General features: G+C 69.2%; 18 protein-coding genes. 5 read left to right on the top strand and 13 right to left on the bottom strand.

Translation table 11 applies throughout. The features are described 5' to 3' along the window. Positions 1-31 precede the first annotated feature (31 nt). The 3 genes from ABEA87_RS39800 to ABEA87_RS39790 are packed head-to-tail and all read right to left on the bottom strand — an operon-like array spanning position 32 to position 2309. Positions 32-1021 (bottom strand): ABC transporter permease, encoded by a 990-nt coding sequence (locus ABEA87_RS39800; RefSeq protein ID WP_345638779.1) that lies wholly within the window; start codon positions 1019-1021, stop codon positions 32-34. After that, positions 1018-1899 (bottom strand): ABC transporter ATP-binding protein, encoded by an 882-nt coding sequence (locus ABEA87_RS39795; protein ID WP_345638776.1) that lies wholly within the window; start codon positions 1897-1899, stop codon positions 1018-1020. The genes ABEA87_RS39800 and ABEA87_RS39795 overlap by 4 nt, the downstream gene beginning before the upstream one ends. Beyond that, positions 1890-2309 carry a GntR family transcriptional regulator gene (locus tag ABEA87_RS39790; RefSeq protein WP_345638774.1) on the bottom strand — a complete coding sequence of 140 codons (420 nt, stop codon included), beginning with the start codon at positions 2307-2309 and terminating at the stop codon, positions 1890-1892. Before ABEA87_RS39790 ends, ABEA87_RS39795 begins: the two co-directional genes overlap by 10 nt. A 249-nt stretch (positions 2310-2558) precedes the next feature. On the opposite strand from ABEA87_RS39790, the gene ABEA87_RS39785 reads away from it, so the two are divergent. Then, entirely contained in the window at positions 2559-3038 is a 480-nt protein-coding gene (locus ABEA87_RS39785) for a flavin reductase family protein (RefSeq protein WP_345638772.1), read from the top strand. A 76-nt stretch (positions 3039-3114) separates the two neighbouring features. Here ABEA87_RS39785 and ABEA87_RS39780 read toward each other — a convergent pair whose 3' ends face one another. Genes ABEA87_RS39780 through ABEA87_RS39770 form a run of 3 tightly spaced genes read right to left on the bottom strand, consistent with a single transcriptional unit; the run spans position 3115 to position 5086 of the window. Then, the gene (locus ABEA87_RS39780; RefSeq protein ID WP_345638770.1) at positions 3115-3549 is read right to left on the bottom strand and encodes a carboxymuconolactone decarboxylase family protein; all 435 of its coding nucleotides are present in this window, start codon (positions 3547-3549) and stop codon (positions 3115-3117) included. Between the two features lie 25 nt (positions 3550-3574). Continuing rightward, complete coding sequence (gene fmdA, locus ABEA87_RS39775; protein ID WP_345638769.1) at positions 3575-4828, bottom strand: formamidase; 1254 nt, start codon at positions 4826-4828, stop codon at positions 3575-3577. 12 nt (positions 4829-4840) lie between these two features. Further along, a complete protein-coding gene (locus ABEA87_RS39770; RefSeq protein ID WP_345638767.1) occupies positions 4841-5086 on the bottom strand; it encodes an FmdB family zinc ribbon protein in 246 nt (81 codons plus the stop codon). 470 nt (positions 5087-5556) lie between these two features. Between ABEA87_RS39770 and ABEA87_RS39765 the strand changes: the two genes are divergently transcribed. Together ABEA87_RS39765 and ABEA87_RS39760 are read left to right on the top strand one after the other, a co-directional pair. Beyond that, positions 5557-6081 carry a SigE family RNA polymerase sigma factor gene (locus ABEA87_RS39765; protein WP_345638765.1) on the top strand — a complete coding sequence of 175 codons (525 nt, stop codon included), beginning with the start codon at positions 5557-5559 and terminating at the stop codon, positions 6079-6081. After that, on the top strand, positions 6074-7336 hold the full coding sequence (locus ABEA87_RS39760) for a hypothetical protein (protein WP_345638764.1): 1263 nt from the start codon (positions 6074-6076) through the stop codon (positions 7334-7336). The genes ABEA87_RS39765 and ABEA87_RS39760 overlap by 8 nt, the downstream gene beginning before the upstream one ends. A 121-nt stretch (positions 7337-7457) precedes the next feature. Here ABEA87_RS39760 and ABEA87_RS39755 read toward each other — a convergent pair whose 3' ends face one another. The 6 genes from ABEA87_RS39755 to ABEA87_RS39730 all read right to left on the bottom strand — a co-directional run bounded on the left by ABEA87_RS39755 (position 7458) and on the right by ABEA87_RS39730 (position 13243). Continuing rightward, a complete protein-coding gene (locus ABEA87_RS39755) occupies positions 7458-8270 on the bottom strand; it encodes an ABC transporter ATP-binding protein (protein WP_345638762.1) in 813 nt (270 codons plus the stop codon). After that, positions 8267-8578 (bottom strand): hypothetical protein, encoded by a 312-nt coding sequence (locus ABEA87_RS39750; protein WP_345638761.1) that lies wholly within the window; start codon positions 8576-8578, stop codon positions 8267-8269. Before ABEA87_RS39750 ends, ABEA87_RS39755 begins: the two co-directional genes overlap by 4 nt. Then, positions 8575-9483, bottom strand: a complete 909-nt coding sequence (locus ABEA87_RS39745; protein WP_345638760.1) for an ABC transporter ATP-binding protein — start codon at positions 9481-9483, stop codon at positions 8575-8577. Before ABEA87_RS39745 ends, ABEA87_RS39750 begins: the two co-directional genes overlap by 4 nt. Further along, positions 9480-10454, bottom strand: coding sequence for an ABC transporter permease (locus ABEA87_RS39740; protein WP_345638758.1), 975 nt, complete (start codon positions 10452-10454; stop codon positions 9480-9482). Before ABEA87_RS39740 ends, ABEA87_RS39745 begins: the two co-directional genes overlap by 4 nt. A 23-nt stretch (positions 10455-10477) precedes the next feature. After that, on the bottom strand, positions 10478-11470 hold the full coding sequence (locus tag ABEA87_RS39735) for an ABC transporter permease (RefSeq protein WP_345638756.1): 993 nt from the start codon (positions 11468-11470) through the stop codon (positions 10478-10480). Positions 11471-11545: 75 nt separating this feature from the next. Continuing rightward, positions 11546-13243: an ABC transporter substrate-binding protein gene (locus ABEA87_RS39730; RefSeq protein ID WP_345638753.1), complete on the bottom strand. Its 1698-nt coding sequence runs from the start codon at positions 13241-13243 to the stop codon at positions 11546-11548. 761 nt (positions 13244-14004) lie between these two features. Between ABEA87_RS39730 and ABEA87_RS39725 the strand changes: the two genes are divergently transcribed. Further along, positions 14005-15042 (top strand): LacI family DNA-binding transcriptional regulator, encoded by a 1038-nt coding sequence (locus ABEA87_RS39725; RefSeq protein WP_345638751.1) that lies wholly within the window; start codon positions 14005-14007, stop codon positions 15040-15042. 138 nt (positions 15043-15180) lie between these two features. Continuing rightward, the gene (locus ABEA87_RS39720; protein WP_345638748.1) at positions 15181-15876 is read left to right on the top strand and encodes an alpha/beta fold hydrolase; all 696 of its coding nucleotides are present in this window, start codon (positions 15181-15183) and stop codon (positions 15874-15876) included. 36 nt (positions 15877-15912) lie between these two features. Here the strand turns inward: ABEA87_RS39720 and ABEA87_RS39715 are convergent, their stop codons facing one another. Continuing rightward, positions 15913-18162 carry a hypothetical protein gene (locus tag ABEA87_RS39715; RefSeq protein WP_345638746.1) on the bottom strand — a complete coding sequence of 750 codons (2250 nt, stop codon included), beginning with the start codon at positions 18160-18162 and terminating at the stop codon, positions 15913-15915. Positions 18163-18322 lie beyond the last annotated feature (160 nt).

The following is an 18322-nucleotide window of genomic DNA, read 5'->3' as shown; positions in this document are numbered from 1 at the left end:
GGCGCGGCCCGGACCGCTGAACCCCGTCCGTTCAGGAGATCTGGCGGACCTTCCGGAAGGCGAGCAACAGCAGCACCGCGGCGAGCACGACGAAGATGCCCGCCTCGATGTACTGGAAGGGCCAGAACCGGTCGGCCGGCTGGTATGACAGCCAGTTGTAGGTGCCCGGCTTGCCGCAGGCCGCCGCCAACGGGTCGCCGCCGGCCGGCACCGGCCGCGCCCGTCCGCCGGGGCAGGAGACCATGGCGTCGTTCATCACCGTCGTGCCGTCGGCCAGGCGCACCGCCCGGTCGAGCACCAGGTTGCCGTTGAAGTCGTTGAAAATCGCTTGGCTGGCCACCGGGATCTTCGCGATCTCCGGCGTGCCGAAGTTCGGCCGCGCGATTAACGCCACCCCGAGCCGGACCACGGCGAAGCCGGCGAGTGTGACGCCCATGGCCGGCAGCACCTTGCGCCAGTACGAGCCGGCGAAGACGCCCAGCGCGACCGCGAAGAGGGTGTAGGCGACGGGTACGACGCCCTGCGAGTCGAACAGCCCGGACGCCAGCCGGCTGCCGTTGCCGACGGTGAACGGCTGAATCCACCAGTTGATGAGCAGCGCGTAGGCGACGGCGGCCAGCACCACGAACCCACCCACGAGGGCGGCCTTCGTCAGCGTCCAGCGTCGCCGGCTCACCCCCTGGGTCCATGCGAAGCGGTGGGTACCCTGCTCCACCTCACGAGCGACCAGCGGCGCCCCCCAGAACATGCCGACCAGCACCGGCGCGAACAGCAGGAGGATCGCCACGTAGGTCATGGGTGTGTACCTGTTGACGAACACCTGGCTGAGCTGGTGACAGTCGTTGAGGGCCTGCGGCGCCACGACCTGCCCGTGGCCGAGCTTGGCCACACAGTCGGAGAAGCCCTTCGCCGCATGGCGCATCTGCAGCCCGGTGGGGACCAGGAAGGCGGCGATTGCCGCGAGCACGATGACCATCACCAGCCCCGCTCGGCGGTGCTGGCGCCAGACAAGCCAGGTCATGCGGGCACCCCCCAGGCGTCGTGTGCGGTCGTCGCGGTGTCGTCGTTGAGGTAGGCCAGCACCAGGTCCTCCAGGGTCAGGTCCTTCACAGTCCACTGTGGATCGTCGAAGACCCGGTTGCCGCGCACCACAAGCGTCGACTGCCGGTCGGTGTGGCTGGACCGGATCACCTCCACCCCGGGCGGGGCGGCGTCACGCGGGCCGATCAGCTGATGATGCTCGGCGAGCAGGTCGTCGACCGAGCCGTCGAGCTTGACCTCGGAGCGGAGCAGCAGGATCAGGTGGTCGCAGGTTCGCTCCACGTCGGCGATCAGGTGCGAGGACAGCAGCACAGTGGTATCCGACTCGGCCACGCTGCCCATGAGCGCCTGCAGGAATTCCCGCCGGGCGAGCGGGTCGAGGCTCGCCACGGGCTCGTCGAGCAGCAGCAGCCGTGGCCGCTTGGCCAGGGCGAGCGCCAGGGCCACCTGGGCCCGTTGGCCGCCGGAGAGCTTGCCCACCGGGCGGTCCGGCGGGATGCCGAGCTGGGCGAGCCGACCCCGGGCCAGTGCCGCGTCCCACCGCTGGTTGAGCTTGCCGCCCAGGGTGACCAGGTCACGCGCGCTGAAGTCGCGGTACAGCGGAGTGTCCTGGGCGACGAAGCCGACGTCGGCCAGCGCACCGATGTTGTTGAACGGTTCCTGCCCGAGGATCCGCACCGCACCCTCGTCGGGCCGGAGCAGGCCGACGGCAAGGTGCAGCAGCGTGCTCTTGCCTGCCCCGTTGGGCCCGACGAGCGCCGCGATCCGGCCGGTGGGCAGCCGCAGCGTGCAGTTGCGCAGTGCCCAGGTCCGTCCGTAGCGCTTGCCCAGCCCGTCCGCCTGCAGCGCTATGTCCACTGTGGTCTCCCTCCGATGTCCTGCAATGAACCCGCGTCCGTGCTGCGCAGAGTCGTCTCGACCAACGCGACGACGTCCGCGCGCGACAGTCCCGCCGCCTCGGCCTTGGCCAGCCACGTCACCAGTTCCTCCCGCAGTTCCGCCTGACTGGCGAGGGCCGGTCCGGCCAGAGAGCCGGTCACGAAGGTGCCGACGCCGGGCCGGCCCTCGCACAGCCCCTCGGTCTCCAACTCCCGATAGGCCTTCAGCACCGTGTTGGGGTTGATCGCCAGGCCCTGTGCCACTTCCCGCACCTTGGGCAGCTGGTCACCGGGGTGCAGCAGGCCGACGCGCAGGCTCTGTTTGACCTGCTCGACCAGCTGCATATAGGTGGCCACCCGCGAGTGCCCGTCCAGAACGAACTCGATCACGGCGATGCTTTCTGAGATGACTTCATCTACTGTCTTACGACAGTAAGACAAGTTCCTCACACAGATGGGCTTCTGTCAAGCCGGGTTGCTACCGCGCCGTCCGGCGGGCCCGCCCCAAGCCAGCCCGACGCGGCCCGTCGGCCAGCGCGGCGCGGCGGTCAGAACGCGCGCGAGGGACCGGGCGTTGACATGAAGTGGGGTTGAGGTTTTACCCTGCCGGTACTCGATCATTCAGCGAGAAGGTAGCGCGTGGACATCAGCCTCGAATCTGGCGTCGGTGAGCAGCTCAAGGCGGCCTTCCGGCAGCACCCGGCCGGCCTGGCGGTCATCACCGCCGACGGGCCGGACGGGCCGGCCGGGTTGACCGTCTCCAGCGTCGCCTCGGTGTCGGTCACGCCTCCCGCGCTGTCGTTCTCGCTGGGGGGCACGCCGTCGGCGCGGGCCGTCCTGACCGCGCCGAGTTTCGTTGTGCACCTGCTCGGGCCGCGGCATACCGAGTTGGCCCGAGCGTTCTCCCGTACCGGCCCGCGATTCTCGTCCGAGCAGGGATGGGGCAGGCTGCCGACGGGCGAGCCGATCCTGCTCGGCGCCGCCGCCGCGCTCCGCTGCGTACCGCTGCACCTGGTCCCGGTCGGCGAGTCGACCGTCGTCGTCGCCTCGGTCGCCGAGGTGCGTCTCGGCCCGGTCGGCGGCCGGCTCGTCTATCACAACCGGACGTTCGTCTCCTGACGCGACGCCTGCTCGGCGCGACCGGGCGGGCGTGGATGGGCCGCGTGGACGGGCGGCGGGCCGGCGCGCCCCGGGTTCAGCTTCCGCCGGCGGTGCCATCCCCCGCCGCCACCGGCAGCAGGCCGCGCTCGCCGAACACCTTCTTCGCCACCAGGGTGGCGTTGATCGCCCGGGGCATGCCGCAGTAGATCGCCGCGTGCAGCAGCGCCTCGACGATCTCCTCGGGCCGCAGCCCGACCGTGAGCGCGCCCTGAAGGTGCACCTCCAGCTCGGTCTCGGTACCGCCCAGGGTGGTGAGCACCGCCAGGGTGACCAGTTGCCGGTCGCGCAGTGCCAGCGCGGGTCTCGGGTACACCTCGCCGAAGGCCCACGCCACGATCTGGCGCGCGAGCTCCGGCGAGATGTCGGCGAGCCTGTCGATGATCCCGCGCCCGGATTCCCCGAGGATGCTCTCGAGCACCCCCATGCCGCGGTCGAATCGCTGCTGCCCGGCGTCGGACGTGTCGCTCATGGATACCCCGCTCCCCCGCTCGCGCTCAGAACTTCGCGGTCGGCGCGCCGCCGCCGGAGTTGATCCGGGTCGGCCCGTCGGCCGACGGGCGTACGTCGAAGTCGAAGATCTCGGTCGGCAAATAGACCGTGGCGCACGAGTTCGGGATGTCCACCACGCCGGAGAAGCGGCCCTCGATCGGGGCGGCGCCGAGGATCAGGTACGCCTGCTCCGGGCTGTACCCGAACTTGGTCAGGTAGTCGATGGCGTGCAGGCAGGCGCGCTGGAACGCCAGTTGCGAGTCCAGGTACCGCTGCTCGCCGTCGGTACTGACCGAGATGCCGGAGAAGGCGAGCCACCGGCTGTACTGCGGAGGGATGTTGCCCGGCAGGATAATGGTGTTCTCGGCGACGCCGTAGGTGTCCATGCCGCCCTTGATCAAATCCACGTGCAGGTCGATGAACCCGCCCATTTCGATCGCGCCGCAGAACGTGATCTCACCGTCGCCCTGGGAGAAGTGCAGGTCGCCCACTGACAGGTTGGCGCCCGGGACATACACCGGGTAGAAGACGCGGGAGCCCTTCGTCATGTTCTTGATGTCCTGGTTGCCGCCGTTCTCCCGGGGCGGGGCGGTGCGCGCCGCCTCGGCGGCCACCCGGTCGAACTCGGCGCCGGTCAGCGACCCCAGGATCGCGTCCTGCGGCAGGGGCGGCAGCGACAGCGGCGGCACCCGGTCGGGATCCGAGGCGCGCACCGCCGCCTCACGCCGGTTCCACTTCTCCAGCAGCGCGGCCGAGGGGGCGGTACCCATCAGCCCGGGGTGGGTCATCCCGGTGAAGGAGACCCCGGGAATGTGCCGGGAGGTCGCCGTCTGCCCGCTGAAGTCCCACACCGCCTTGTACGCGTCGGGGAAGTAGTCGGTCAGGAAGCCGCCGCCGTTCTGGCGAGCGAAAATTCCGGTGTACCCCCAGCCCTGGCCGGCCAGCGGCCCGGAATCCTCCTGCGGGATCGGTCCGAGGTCGAGGATGTCGACGACGAGCAGGTCGCCGGGCTCGGCCCCCTGCACGGCGAACGGCCCGCTGAGCGCGTGCACGATCGACAGCGGCGCGTCCCGCACGTCGGTCGCGGAGTCGTCATTGTGGATCTCGCCGTCGAACCATTCCCGGCAGTGCACCCGGAACGACTGGCCGGGCCGCACGGTCACCACGGCCGGGATGTCGGGATGCCACCGGTTGTGGCCGACCAGTTGCTGATCCGCGAACCTCTTCGCGGAGTCCAGGGGGAACAGGACCTCGGGCATCGCTACCGCCTCTCAACGTCGCCGTGCCGGTCGCCGGCCCGGAATCCGGGTCACCACGTCCGGCGTCTCGGCGGTACGGGCCGCCCGATCCAGCGCCCGGGCCAGCGGCCGCGGGGTGACGGCGAGTCCGGGTGCGGAGTAGATCCGGGCCGCCTGGCCGCCGCAGGTACCGCAGGGCACGCTCGCCGACGCCTCGCCGATCCGCAGCCGTACCTCGAACGCGCCGTGACGCGGGCACCGGTACTCGTACGTCGCCATGCCGTTCTCCTCCGCCCGACCCCGGCCGGCGGTGCCGCCGGGCGACCTCCCGCCGCGCCTGCTCAGCATCGGCCGCCGGCGGTCGGTCGCGCAGGGCAACGCCGGGAAGTCGTGAGCCGTGGGGCGGCAGTGTCGGCTGTGACCCGCCGCGGCCCGACCGGGTATCCGGCGGGCGCCGCCGGATCGGCCCGGCCCACCGCCGGTGGGTCACGCGCGGCCGGAACCGGCTACCCCGCCCGGTCGAGGTCGTACGCCACGCGGCGCACGGCGAGCGGGGCGACGTCGTCGCTGGCGTGCAGGTCGGGCATCGTGATCATGACGGAGGTGTGGCGCGGGGCCGGGGCGGTCACGGTGCGGCCGACAGTTCCACGGTGGTGTTGTGCCGCGCGGCGGTGAGAACTTGGCGCCGCGAGCCAACCGCGGGCATGGTGCGTCTCGTCTAAGGGGCACAAGACAGGGGAGGGTACGCGGTGCGGTCCGAAGCGGACGAGGATTACGTCGAGTACGTCAGTGCTCGGCTTCCGGCTCTGAAACGGTTGGCCTATCTGCTCTGCGGTGACGACCACAGAGCCGACGACCTGGTGCAGGAGTCGGTGACCAAGCTGTACGCGCGATGGCACCACGCGCGCAAGGCGACCAGCCTGGACGCCTACGTCCGGTCGATCGTGATCCGCACCCACATCGACAACGGCCGGCGGCCCTGGTCCCGGGTACGCCTGTTCAGCCAGCCCCCGGATCACGGGGTCGCGGAAAGCTCCGGGCCCGAGGACCGGGCGGTGCTGCGCGCGGCGCTGGCCACTCTGCCGGCCGGGCAGCGCGCCGTGCTCGTGCTGCGGTTCCTCTGCGACCTGCCGGTCTCGGAGGTCAGCGAGCTTCTGAACTGTTCGCCGGGGACCGTGAAAAGCCAGACGTCGCACGGGCTGGCCAACGTTCGCCAGGCCCTCAACAGGTTGGGATATCCGATGGCAGCGATGGGGAGTTTGCAGAATGGATGAGGAACGGACCGTACAGGCACTGCTCGGGCTGCGGGATGACGAGGGCGGGCCACCCTCGGTCGATCTGGGCACGGCCATGCGGGTGGGGCGCGGTCGGCTGCGCCGCCGGCGCACGGCCCAGGCGTCGGCCGGCGCCGTGGTAGCGGTAGCGGTCGTCGTGGCCGTGCCGACTGTCCTTCATCTGGTACGCGAACCCGATCGCCCGGCGTCGTCCGTCGTGGCCGCGCCGGGCGGCGCCGCCTCCCCGCCCACGGCCGCGACCTCCCCGTCCACGGCGGCCGGCCCCACGTCGCTGTCCTGCGTCGAGACCCGGCTGCCGGTTCCGCAGACCAACCAGGAGGCGCTGGTCGGCGGCGCCGATCCGACCGGGCACTACCTGATCGGGAGGGTGTACCAGAACGGTCGTCCCACCCAGCCCATCATCTGGCACGACGGGCAGTACCAGACCCTGAGCATGTCGGGCTCCGATCCCGACCTCACGGACATCACGCCGGCCGGAGTCGCGGTGGGGGTGTCGTTCCCGTCCGGGCTGGACAGCACCGGCTGGATCTACCAGGACGGCCGGCTGACGAAGCTCAAAGGCCCGTACGGCGCCGAGCCCAGGGCGATCGCCGACAACGGGATCATCGCCGGCACCGAGACCACGAGGGACTCGCTGGAGTACCCCATCGTGTGGCACTCGCCGACCTCGACGGCCGTGCGGCTGCCGCTGCCCGGCCCGAACTGGATGGGCCAGGCCGACGACGTGGATTCAGACGGCACCATCGTCGGCACGGTCCGGCCGAGCGTGACCTCCGACGAGAGTCGGGGCATCGTGTGGCGGCCGGGCGGCGGCTACCAGCTGCTGCCCGTACCCACCGGGATCGTGGCCGGCGCCAACGGCCTGGAGGTGCACTCGATCCGGGACGGCGTGATCGTCGCGGCCGGTACGGTCACCGACCAGAAGAGCAAGAGCATGACGCCCGTGCTGTACCGCCTCTCCACCGCGGCGTTCGCCCCGCTGCCCCAGGCGAACCTGTCCATCGCCGCGGGAAACGCCCAGGGGCGGATCGTGGGTAGCGGTGCCTACCTGGCGGCGACGGTGTACACGCCCAGCACCGGGATCGTCTCGCTGCCGACCCTGGTGCCGCAGAGCACGTCGTCGCCGACGCTCGCTGCCATCCCTAACACCATCAGCGACGACGGCTCGATCATCGGTGGCCAGGACGTCGACGCCAAGGGCGTCATCCACGCCGTCCGCTGGACCTGTCACTGACGCGCCCCGCGCCTGGCCGCGCCCGGCGGCGGTGGTCCTCCGCCACCGCCGGCGGGCGTGCGCCGCGCCCGCCGGCGGTGGCCGTCGCCGGCACCCATCCCACGGCACCTACCCCTCGCACTTATCCCGCGGCGCGGTTCCCGAGCCGCAGTTCGGGATTGGGCGCCGCCGCGGCCAGCCTGCGGGTGTACGGGTGCTGAGGGTTGGTGATCACGTCGTCGGCGGGTCCGCGCTCGACGATCTGACCCTTGTACATCACCAGAATCTCGTCGCTGAAGTGCCGCGCGGTGGCGAGATCGTGGGTGATGTAGAGCACGCCGAGGTTCTCCTCCCGCTGCAACTGCGCCAGCAGGTTGAGCACGCCCAGGCGGATCGACACGTCGAGCATCGACACCGGCTCGTCCGCGACGAGCATCTCCGGCGAGGGCGCGAGGGCGCGGGCGATGGCCACCCGCTGGCGCTGCCCGCCCGACAGCTCGTGCGGATGCTTCGCCGCCAGCTGCGTGGCGGGAGTGAGCCGTACCCGCTCCAGCAGCCGCTCGACCGCGGCGTCCACCTCCGCCGAGGTCCTTGCCCGATCGTGGATCTGGAGTGGCCGGCGCAGGTGGTGGGCGACCGAGTGGTACGGGTTCAACGACGCGAACGGGTCCTGGAACACCATCTGCACCCGGTGCCGGTACTCGCGCAGCCCGGCGCCGTGACGGCGGATCGGCGCGCCGTCGAGCAGGATCTCACCGCGCGTCGGGCGTTCGAGCTGCATCAGCAGCTTGGCGATGGTGGACTTGCCCGACCCGGACTGCCCGACGAGCCCGATCGTCCGGCCGGACTCGAGCGTGAAGCTGACGTCCTGTACGGCCAGCAGCTTGCGCTCGCGACCCCGTGCGCCACGGATCCGGTACTCCTTGCTGACGCCGCGCAGTTCCAGCGTGGTCATGCTGCCGCCGCCAGCGGCGCCGAGGAACGAGGCGCCGCGGTCAAGCGGCGGTTCTTGATGAGCCATGCCGCCAGCGGCGCCGAGGGACGAGGCGCCGCGGTCAAGCGGCGGTTCTTGGTGAGCCATGCCGCCAGCGGCGCCGAGGAACGAGGCGCCGCGGTCAAGCGGCGGTTCTTGGTGAGCCATGCCGCCAGCGGCGCCGAGGGACGAGGCGCCGCGGTCAAGCGGCGGTTCTTGGTGAGCCACGCCGCCAGCGGCGCCGAGGAACGAGGCGCCGCGGTCAAGCGGCGGTGGTCCTGGTGAGTCATACCTTCTCCTGGTCGGTCTCGGTCAGCCTGATGTCGGCGACGCCCGTGCGGATGAAGTCGCCGCGCTCGCCGGTCAGCGATGGGAAGGAAGCCAGCAACCGCTTGGTGTAGTCGTTACGCGGCGCGGTGTAGAGGTTGCGGGCGGCGCCCAGCTCTACGATCTCGCCCGCCTTCATGACCGCGATCCGGTCGCTGATCTCCAACAACAGCGGCAGGTCGTGGGTGATGAAAAGCACCGCGAAACCGAGCTCCGCGCGCAGCCGGGTGACCTCGTCGAGGATCTCGCGTTGCACGACGACGTCGAGCGCCGTCGTGGGCTCATCCATGATCATAACCTGCGGGCCGAGCGCCATCGCCATGGCGATCATGACGCGCTGGCGCATCCCCCCGGACAGCTCGTGCGGGAAGGACTTCAGCCGAGACCGCTCCACGCCGACGCGTTCGAGCAGGTCGCCGGAGGTGCGCACGCGGTCCCTCCGGGACATGCGCGGTCGGTGGGTGATGAAGATGTCCTCCAGCTGCGCCTGGATGTTGATCACGGGATTGAGCGAGTTCATCGCGCCCTGGAACACCATCGAAATCTTGTCCCACCGAAAGGCCCGCAGTTGCTTGCCGCGCAGCGTGGAGAGGTCGACCGTGCCTCCCTCGCGCGGGTGGAACGACGCACGCCCCGACGTGATCAGTGCCGGCGGCCTGAGCAGGCGAGTGATGCCGTACGCGAGCGTCGACTTGCCGCAACCGGACTCACCCGCGAGCCCCAGGATCTCGCCACGGCCGAGCGTGAGGTTGATGTTCCGCACCGCGTGGGCGGTCATCGCACCCAGGTAGTCGACGCTGAAGTCCTCGATGGTCACGACCGGGTCGGCGAGGCTTGCGGTCGCGCCCCCTTCGGTGGCTGCGCTCATTTCAGGTTCTCCTGTTCCAACCGGTGGATCTGCGCGGCGGTGAGGCCCCATTTCCTGCGCGCCGCGCGGGTGGAGTTGCGCAGCTTGGGATTGATGATCTCGTCGATCGAAAAGTTGATCAACGAGAGCGCCGCGCCGAACAGCGCGATCATGAGACCCGGCGGCACGAACCACCACCACGCGCCCTGCGTGAGCGCGAGGTCGTTGTACGCCTGGAACAGCATGGTGCCGAGGGTGAACGTGCCGTTCGCGCCGAGGCCGAGGAACGACAGCCCCGCCTCGCCGAGGATCGCGAAGATGATCGCGAACACGAACTGCGACGCCATGACCGGGACGAGGTTGGGCAGGATCTCCACGACCAGGATGCGCCACGTCTTCTCGCCGGAGACCCGGGAAGCGGCGACGTAGTCGCGGTTGCGCAGGCTGAGGGTGACGGCCCGGAGCACCCGGGCGGAGCCCGCCCAGCTGGTTATCGTCAGTACGAGCGCGATCAGCAACAGCCCGCGATGGTTCTGCGGCACGTAGTTGCCGATCACGATCACCAGCGGCAGCCCGGGGATGACGAGGACAACGTTCGTGAACAAGGCGAAGCCCTCGTCCACGGCGCCGCCGATGTACCCGCCGAGGACGCCGAACACGCCGCTGAACACGGTGGCGATGATGCCCACCACGAAGCCGATGATGAGCGAACCTCGCGTGCCGTAGGCCAGCTGGCTCCAGACGTCCTGGCCCGTCTGGTTGGTGCCGAGCCAGTGTGCGGCCGACGGATGCGCGAACCAGTCGGTGCTGATCGCGTTGGGATCCCGCACCAGGAACGGTCCGACGATGGCCCAGGCGATGATGACGCCGGCGATCGCCAGGCCGACGACGAGCTTGGGAGACCGGCTGGGCAGCAGCGCGGCGATGCTCGTACGCCCCGGGCTCGGTGCGACGCTCGGCACGCTTCCCTCGAGAGAGGTGGTAGAAGCCATGCTCGTTCACGCTTCCCTTCTGCTCAGGCCCGGGCTCGGGTACGTGGGTCGATGAGCGCGTACAGCAGGTCCACGATGAGGTTCGCGGCGAGCACGGATAGCGAGATGACCAGGAAGATGCCCTGCATGAGCGCGTAGTCGTTGTTCGACACCGAGGTCCAGAGCAGCTGGCCGACGCCGGGATAGCTGAACACCTGCTCGGTGACGATCGATCCGGCCACCACGAAGCCGAGCGAGATGGCGAAGCCCGACAGCGAGGGCAGCACGGCGTTGCGGGCAGCGTAGGTCAGCCGTACGCGACGGGGCCGCAGACCCTTGGCCTCGGCGGCGACGACGTAGTCCTCGGAGAGCGTGGCGACCATCATGTTGCGCATGCCGAGCATCCAACCGCCGATCGAGGAGATCACGATCGTGCAGGCCGGCAGGAAGCCGTAGTAGATGGCGCTGCCGACGAACCGGAGCGACACGCCGGGCATGGTCGAGGCCACGTCGTAGCCCCCGGCGTACGGGAACCACTGGTGCCAGCGGGTCAGGAACAGGACCAGGATCAGCGCCAGCCAGAAGTACGGTACGGCCTGAAGCACCGTGGTGGCGGGGATGAGGTTGTCGAGCCAGGAGCCGCGCCTCCAGCCGGCGAACATGCCGAGCCCGACGCCGAGCAGGAAGGCGATCACCGTGGACAGGCCGATGAGCGCGATCGTCCAGGGCAGCGCCTGACCGATCACGTGGGTGACCGTGGCGGGGTAATTGACCAGGGACACACCGAGATTGCCATGGATCAGGTCGTTGAGGTACTGGCCGTACTGCCCGAACCAGTTGCCCCCGCCGCCGGTGCCGAGCTGGATCTCCAGTGCCTTGCGGGTGGCCGGGGTGACCGGCTGCCCGGCGGCGCCCATCTTGGAGATGAGCACGTCGACGGGGTTTCCCGGCATCAGCCGGGGGATGAGGAAGTTCAACGTCACGGCGAACCAGAGGGCGACGACGTAGAACAGCACCTTCTGCAGATAGAACCGCATCGCTCCGCTTTCTGCTCGACGTCCCGGGGGCCGGAGCGGCCGTGGCCCTTCCGGCCCCGGAACGAGCCCGCTACGTCAGCCCTTGGCCGGGCGGATCGCCTTGAGAACGATGCCGTTGTCCCACGCCTTCCACGGCTCGGGGAAGGCGTAGAGGTTGTCCTGCGTCGGCCACCCGGTGGCGCGGCTGTTGTTGAACTGCGTCAGCGCCTGGTTGACGTAGATCGGGATGTAGGGCATGTCCTTGACGATCTGCGCCTGGATGACGCCGTAGTCCACCTTCTGCTTGGCCGGGTCGTTCGTCGAGGCGACATCCTTGATGGCCGCGTCGACCGTCGGGTTCGAGTAGCGCGACACGTTCGTGGTCGCGCTCTCGCCGGCCTTCGCGGTGTTCGAGGTGCTCAGGTAGTTGTTGTAGATGAAGTACGGCGATGGCGACGCGCCGGGGTTGATGGAGTTCAGCGAGAGCTGGAACTTGCCGCTGACCTCGGCCTGGCTCCACGCGTTCTGGGCGACCTGGTTGACCGACAGCTTGATGCCGGCCGGCTTGAGCTGGCCCTGCAGGAGGGTGCAGTCGGTGTCGTAGTCGGTCCAGCCGGTGACGACGTTGACGCTCAGGTCGAGTTCCTGGCCGCCCTTGCTGTAGTAGCCGTTGCCGCCGAGCTTCCAGCCGGCCGCCTCCAGGACGCTCTTGGCCTTCGCCACGTCCGCGGTCTGCGGCAGCGAGGCGTTGGCCTGATCGACGATGTTGTCCCCGTTCACGGACGGGACGAGCAGCGCCGCCGAGGCTGGCTCGGCGAAACCCGCCACGGCCTGGGTGTTGAGCTGGGTGCGGTCCATCGCGTAGTAGATCGCCTGGCGCACGGCCGGATCGGTCTGTGGCCCCGTGCAGCCGAGCGCGGCGTTGGAGCAGGCGACGATGTCGGTCACCGAATCCGGCGTGTTCACGTAGCTGAGGTTCGGGTGCTGCTTGATGATGTTCTTCAGGGTGGGCAGGTAGGAGCCCATCCAGTCGATCTGGCCCGACTCGAGCGCCGAGGTCGCGGCATCCGCGTTGGCCAGCGAGATGTAGCGGACGTTTTCGACCTTCGGGGCCTCGTCGCCGGTGCCCCAGTAGGTCGGGTTCCGGGTGAGCACGTAGCTCTGCGCCGAAAAGGACTTGAGCTTGTACGGTCCGGTACCGACCGGACTGGTGTTCGTCTCCTTGGCGGGGTCGGCGATCTTTGACCAGATGTGCTCGGGCACCATCGCCATGTTGCCCAGCAGCTGCGGCTCGAGCGTGAACGACGTCGACGGGAACGTCAGCACGACGGTGTTGTCATTGGTGGCCGTGGCCGTCCAGGTGGCGCCGGTCGTGTTGAGCCCGGGATTCTTCTGGAAGAGGGTGAACGTGAACGCGACGTCTTTGGCCGTGAATGGTTGGCCGTCGGTCCATGTGACGCCCGAGCGGGTCGTGATGGTCAGCTGCGTGCCATCGGCGTTCCACGAGTACGCGGTGCCGAGCACCGGCACCGGCTTCTGCGCCCGCGCCATGTTGTAGTAGAACAAGGTTTCGTAGAGCACGCCCTGCGACGGCTGCAGCTCCGCGCCGGTCGACAGCAGCGGATTGAAGTTCTCCGTGAAGTTGCCCACCGAACCGTTGAACAGCGTGATGGTCGTCGCTCCGCCGGACGAGTTGCCGCTGGAGCCGTCCGAGGAACAACCGGTCAGGACGAGCGCGGCGGCTGCGGCCAGCGCGGTCGCCCCGAGGAACAGTCGCTTCTTGCTCAGAGACATCGTTGACCCTTCGTTCGTAGTGAGGGCAGGGTGCGACCGGCACACGGCAACGAGGAGTCGGCGATGACCGTCGCAATGCGTGCGGCTCGATGGGCGCCGGGGGGCGCCGTCGCGAGGTGGGGCCGGCCGAGGTGTTGAACGCGTGGCGGGTTCGGGACTCAGCTCGCTTGGCAGACGAGGAGCGCGGCGGCGGACGGGGCGTCGGCAGCGAGTTAGCCGGGGTCGCGGCGGGGCGTGACCCCGGCGACAATCATGTGCGTCACCGTGCCCCACGCGGCGGTCTCAGCCGGTGTTTCGGTTGGCGGCGATCGACTCTCGTCGGATCGTCAGGGTGTTGCTCGACGCGGCGCCACGCCCGTTGGATCGGCTGACCGACCGCGTGCGATCGACCCCCACGCCGGGTTGGACCAGCGGCAGTTCTCATGTCCAGTCTCCCGTCCCTGGGAACGACTTCGGGCCGGCCCGGCGCTGAATTAACCGATTAAGCTCAGGTGCTACGCACACTAGGTCGGAAATCCAGATCAGTCAATCTCTTGCGGGGCGCTTGATGCGTTTTCGTTACGCCAGCACCCGGCCGAATTCGTGTGAGTTCTGGCCACATCCCAAGTACAGGACCACTTTCCTGGCCGATCGCGAGGGCATGCCGGCCGGCTCCGCAGAGACCTGAGGCGAGCGCGAGGCGCTACCCTCCCCCACCTTTTGTTCTGGCAGCGACGCGCTTAACCGTGTTAGCTTGATGGCACCAAGGTGGGAGGACCGCAGTGAAGCGTCCGACGATAGCCGACATCGCTGCGCGGGCCGGAGTGTCCACCGGTGCCGTGTCCTACGCCCTCAACGGGCAACCCGGGGTTTCGGAATCGACGCGTCGACGAGTGCTGGCGATCGCCGAGGAGATCGGTTGGAATCCGAACCGCGCCGCCCGCGCGCTGAGCGGGGCCCCGACCAACAGCATCGGGCTGGTGCTGCGCCGCCCGGCACGAGTCCTCGGCGTGGAGCCGTTCTTCATGGAGCTGATCAGCGGCGTGGAGGCAGAGTTGTCCGCGCGGTCGTTCGCGCTGACTCTGCATGTGGTGCGCGATCCAGAGTCCGAGATCGCGGTGTACCGGCGGTGGTGGGGTGAACGTCGGGTCGACGGCGTACTGGTTTGCGATCTGCGCATCGACGATCCACGGGTGCCCGCGCTGGAGGATCTGGGCCTGGCCGCCGTGGTGGTCGGTCCCGACGAGGGAGCGGGCACGCTCGCCAGCGCCTGGTCCGACGACGGGGCCGCGGTCGTCGAGGCGGTGGAATATCTGGCAACGCTCGGCCACCGCAGCATCGCGCGGGTCGGCGGGCTGCCAGACCTCCAGCACACCGGCGTCCGGACGGCCGCGTTCACCGACGTCTGCCGGCGATTGGGCCTGGCCGATCCGGTGACGATTCCGACCGACTACACCGGAGAGGGCGGCGCGCATGCCACCCGCCGCCTGATCAGCTCGCGGAAGCGCCCCACGGCGATCCTGTACGACAACGACATCATGGCGATCGCGGGCCTCGCCGTCGCCGGCGAGATGGGGCTGGCCGTCCCTCGCGACATCTCGCTGGTCGCCTGGGACGACTCGGTGCTGTGCCAGCTGGTCCGCCCGCCGATGACGGCGATGTCACGCGATATCTCCGCATACGGCGCCAGAGCGGCGCGGCTGCTGCTCGACGTCATCGCCGGGAATCCGGTGGTCTCCATCCGGGACGAGCCCGCGCACCTGATCCCACGCGGCAGCACCGGGCCGCCCCGCCCGGACGCGGGCGCCGGACGCGGCTAACAACGACCGCCTCAATCGGTACATTCATGGGATTCATTGTCGATCCTGCTTGCATTGATCTCGCCGCAGCCGGTAGACCGGATCCGTGGTTGCCCCTGGACGTCACGTCCGGGGGCCTGATGACGTGAGGAGCAGGTCATGCCATCGCAAACAAAGCCGAGCATCGTGTTCGCCCATGGGCTCTGGGCCGACGGTTCGTGCTTCAATAAGCTCATCCCGACGCTTCAAGCCGAAGGGCACGAGGTGTTCGCCTCGCAGCACGGCCTCAACTCGCTGGAGAGTGACGTCGCGTGCGTCAACTTCACTCTCAATCACGTCCCCGGCCCGATCGTGCTCGTCGGTCACTCCTACGGAGGGACGCTGATCACCAAGGCGGGCACCCACGACCGGGTCGCCGCGCTGGTGTACATCGCGGCGCTCGCGCCCGACGACGAGGAGACGTCACAGCAGCATCTGGAGCAGTTCCCCGCCACGCCCATCTTCGACCACATCGACGTCGCCGACGGGCGCATCTGGCTCAAGCCCTCGGCCGTGGAGCACTTCGCGGGCGACCTCCCAGAGGCGGAGCAGCAACTCGTGCTCGCGACCGGCGCTGTGCCGGTTGTGGACCTCTTCAATCAGCATGTTCCCGGCACGGCCTGGAAGACGAAGCCGAGTTGGTTCGTCGTCGCCAACAACGACCACACCGTGAACCCCGACAGGCAACGCGCTTCGGCCAAACGCATGGGCGCGAACACCCACGACATCGACAGCAGCCACGTCCCGATGCTGTCGCATCCCGATTTCGTCCTCGACGTCATCCGTGCCGCCGCCAAGGCCACGCAGGACGAGTAGCCTTCGGGGGCCTGGCGCCGCTGGCGAAGGTGGACCCTAGTGGGCCTGGGCGGCGGCCTGCCTCCTGCGCCTCGCGGCTGCGGTCATCACGCCGATCACCACTACCAGCAGCGCCAGGGCCCCGAGGGTCCAACCCAACCAGCCTCTCAGGGAAAACCAGGGCGTCGCGTCGGTGGACGAGGCATCTGTGTCGGCCGGGATCGCCTGCGGATCCCCGTGCACGACGGCCGGAGCCGCCACGCTGCCGGTGTCCCCCAACCAGACGGTACCGTGCTGGTCCGACGCCGCCTTGCGGAACGACTGCCGCACGGCGGCGGCCTGGTCCGGGTGCTGCGCTTGGAACGCGGCCTGGGTGAGCTTGCTGAACGGCACGGACCCGAAGTCGACGCCTCCGTCGGTGTAGGTGAACGTGTAGCGGATGTTCCCCGAGTCCAGTTGCTTCTGGACGTGGTATTCGCCCTGGGTGTAGGACTTCACGTACTCGTCGAACACCGACCGGGACGACCAGCCCTGGATCGCCTGCCACCGGCTGACGTCGCCGTTGTCGATCATCGACGTCAGGGAGCCGGTGTGACGCTGGCGATACCACTCCGCCGCCACCCGCGCCAGGTAGACCCGACGAAGTTCGGCGAAGTCGGGTGAGTGGTTGACCGCGTCCTCCACCTTCGGCAGGATCACCTTGTCGAACACCGACTCCATGCGCCGGCTCGGCGTGGGGCACGTCGGGTCGCCCTTGGTGCCGTCAAACAGCTCGCCCTCCGACTTGACCTCCAAGGGCGCGTCCACGATGTAGAGTCCGCCGTCCTGCTCGTAGACCACTGCCGGTTTCGGCACTATCCACTGCCGGGTGATGGCGCACTCCTGGGCGCTGCTCGGGCTCGGCGTACCCCAGAACTGCTTGCCCGTGCTGGTGTTCGGGTTGGTGAGCTGTGCGGCGAGCTTCTTCATCCTGAGGTCGGCCGTAAGGAGGATGCGCCCGACGTCCGTCGTGGCCAGCTTGGGATCGATGATGCGATCCGGTTCGCGCGGGTTCAGGTTCACCCAGAACGTGGACGGGGGCAGGCTGAGCCACACGAAGAACGCGTCGGACATCTGCGCCGCGGCCAGCTGTCCCTCCGTGATCCGGTGGTCCGCGCCGGTCGTCGACGCCGCGCTGAACGCGTAGTGCAGCTGCCCGGTCTTGTCCTCGGACAGGTACCGCAGTTGCAGGCTGGAGAAGTCTATGCCGCCCGGGTCCGAGCCGGGCTCATTGGACAGCGCGTTGGTGAGCGTACCGCCTGATGGTGAGTCGCCCGGTAGCGTGAACGCGTTGCGCGCCCGGGTGGCGGGTGTCAGGGTCGGTGCCTCGGTCGGCTGCCCCACGGTGCTCCACCTCTGGTGTGCGCCCTCGACATAGGAGGCGGCGTCCTGGCTCTCCAGCTCGGCCTGTGCCTGATCCTTGGTCTTCGCTCCGGCCTTGACCTCCTGGTCGAGGCTCTTCTTGAGCTCGGCACGCTTCGGTCGGGACAGGTTGGTCCTGCTGGTCAGGTACCTGAAGCTGCGCATCTTCGGGAGGATCTTGCCCTGCTCCAGGTTCGTCCGGCACGCATTGCCACCGGAGTTGCAGGGGATCCGTTCGGACAGCCCCTCGGTGGCGCCGTCGGTCGCCTTGAGTACCTTTCCGACGTACGAGTCGAGCACCCACTCGGTGTGTACCGTCTGCCGGATCCTCCCCTTGAGCACCGGGTCCGAGGTGAGGTCGTAGGTGTCGCTCGGGGTGTACGAGGTCTTCCAGTCGACGGGTCTCGTCTTCGTGCTGTTGGGAACCGGCTCCATGAGCCGGTTGCCGTTCCGGTCGACGAGGTAGGGCTCCCCGGTCTTCGGATCGACGCGGTAGATGTCGACCAGGACCCTGGTCGGGCTGCTGCCGTACGGGCCGCCCCCGTTGGCGGTGGTCACGTACACCGTGACCTTCTCGCCGTCGACGGTGATGGTGGTCGGCACCACGGCCACGTTGCGCTCGGGGCCGACGCGCTCCATGCCGGACGGGCGCAGGTACGTGTGCCGCTGGCGGTACAGCTGGATGAAGACGTTCAGCGGGTCGTCCTCGCCCGCCGGTTCGAGTTGGTATCCGCCCGGATCGGCGTAGGCGCGCGCCGACGCGAACTGGCCCGTGGCCGCCGGCACCGACAGCGTCGGGAGCAGCAGCGCCAGCAACGCGACCAGGAGCGAGGCGACCCGGCGGCCAATCGGGTGACCACCGCGCCGATCGGTACCGGACGGATTCTGCGCCTTGCCGACCATCACGTCGCCCCTCCCTGCCGCCCGCCGATCGCTGGGGCGAGCCGGTCAGCCCCGGCGGGTTCCGCGCGAGAGGTGCTGGCTGCGCATCAGGGTCTGGCGATGAAGACGAGGGCAAGCAGGCGCGAGTCATCGCACCCCGCCGCTATCCGGTTACATTCGTCCG

Source organism: Rugosimonospora acidiphila (assembly GCF_039543385.1).
In the GTDB taxonomy this organism is placed as follows: domain Bacteria; phylum Actinomycetota; class Actinomycetes; order Mycobacteriales; family Micromonosporaceae; genus Rugosimonospora; species Rugosimonospora acidiphila.
Note: the sequence above shows the minus strand (reverse complement) of the source record. Positions and strands in the feature narration are given on the sequence as shown.

Bases quoted from the DNA above. Each gene is read 5' to 3' on its own strand.
- ABEA87_RS39750 (WP_345638761.1), bottom strand. From the start codon at position 8,578: ATGACTCACCAGGACCACCGCCGCTTGACCGCGGCGCCTCGTTCCTCG.
- ABEA87_RS39735 (WP_345638756.1), bottom strand. From the start codon at position 11,470: ATGCGGTTCTATCTGCAGAAGGTGCTGTTCTACGTCGTCGCCCTCTGG.
- ABEA87_RS39770 (WP_345638767.1), bottom strand. From the start codon at position 5,086: ATGGCGACGTACGAGTACCGGTGCCCGCGTCACGGCGCGTTCGAGGTA.
- ABEA87_RS39745 (WP_345638760.1), bottom strand. From the start codon at position 9,483: ATGAGCGCAGCCACCGAAGGGGGCGCGACCGCAAGCCTCGCCGACCCG.
- ABEA87_RS39720 (WP_345638748.1), top strand. From the start codon at position 15,181: ATGCCATCGCAAACAAAGCCGAGCATCGTGTTCGCCCATGGGCTCTGG.
- fmdA (WP_345638769.1), bottom strand. From the start codon at position 4,828: ATGCCCGAGGTCCTGTTCCCCCTGGACTCCGCGAAGAGGTTCGCGGAT.
- ABEA87_RS39740 (WP_345638758.1), bottom strand. From the start codon at position 10,454: ATGGCTTCTACCACCTCTCTCGAGGGAAGCGTGCCGAGCGTCGCACCG.
- ABEA87_RS39760 (WP_345638764.1), top strand. From the start codon at position 6,074: ATGGATGAGGAACGGACCGTACAGGCACTGCTCGGGCTGCGGGATGAC.
- ABEA87_RS39755 (WP_345638762.1), bottom strand. From the start codon at position 8,270: ATGACCACGCTGGAACTGCGCGGCGTCAGCAAGGAGTACCGGATCCGT.
- ABEA87_RS39730 (WP_345638753.1), bottom strand. From the start codon at position 13,243: ATGTCTCTGAGCAAGAAGCGACTGTTCCTCGGGGCGACCGCGCTGGCC.
- ABEA87_RS39780 (WP_345638770.1), bottom strand. From the start codon at position 3,549: ATGAGCGACACGTCCGACGCCGGGCAGCAGCGATTCGACCGCGGCATG.
- ABEA87_RS39800 (WP_345638779.1), bottom strand. From the start codon at position 1,021: ATGACCTGGCTTGTCTGGCGCCAGCACCGCCGAGCGGGGCTGGTGATG.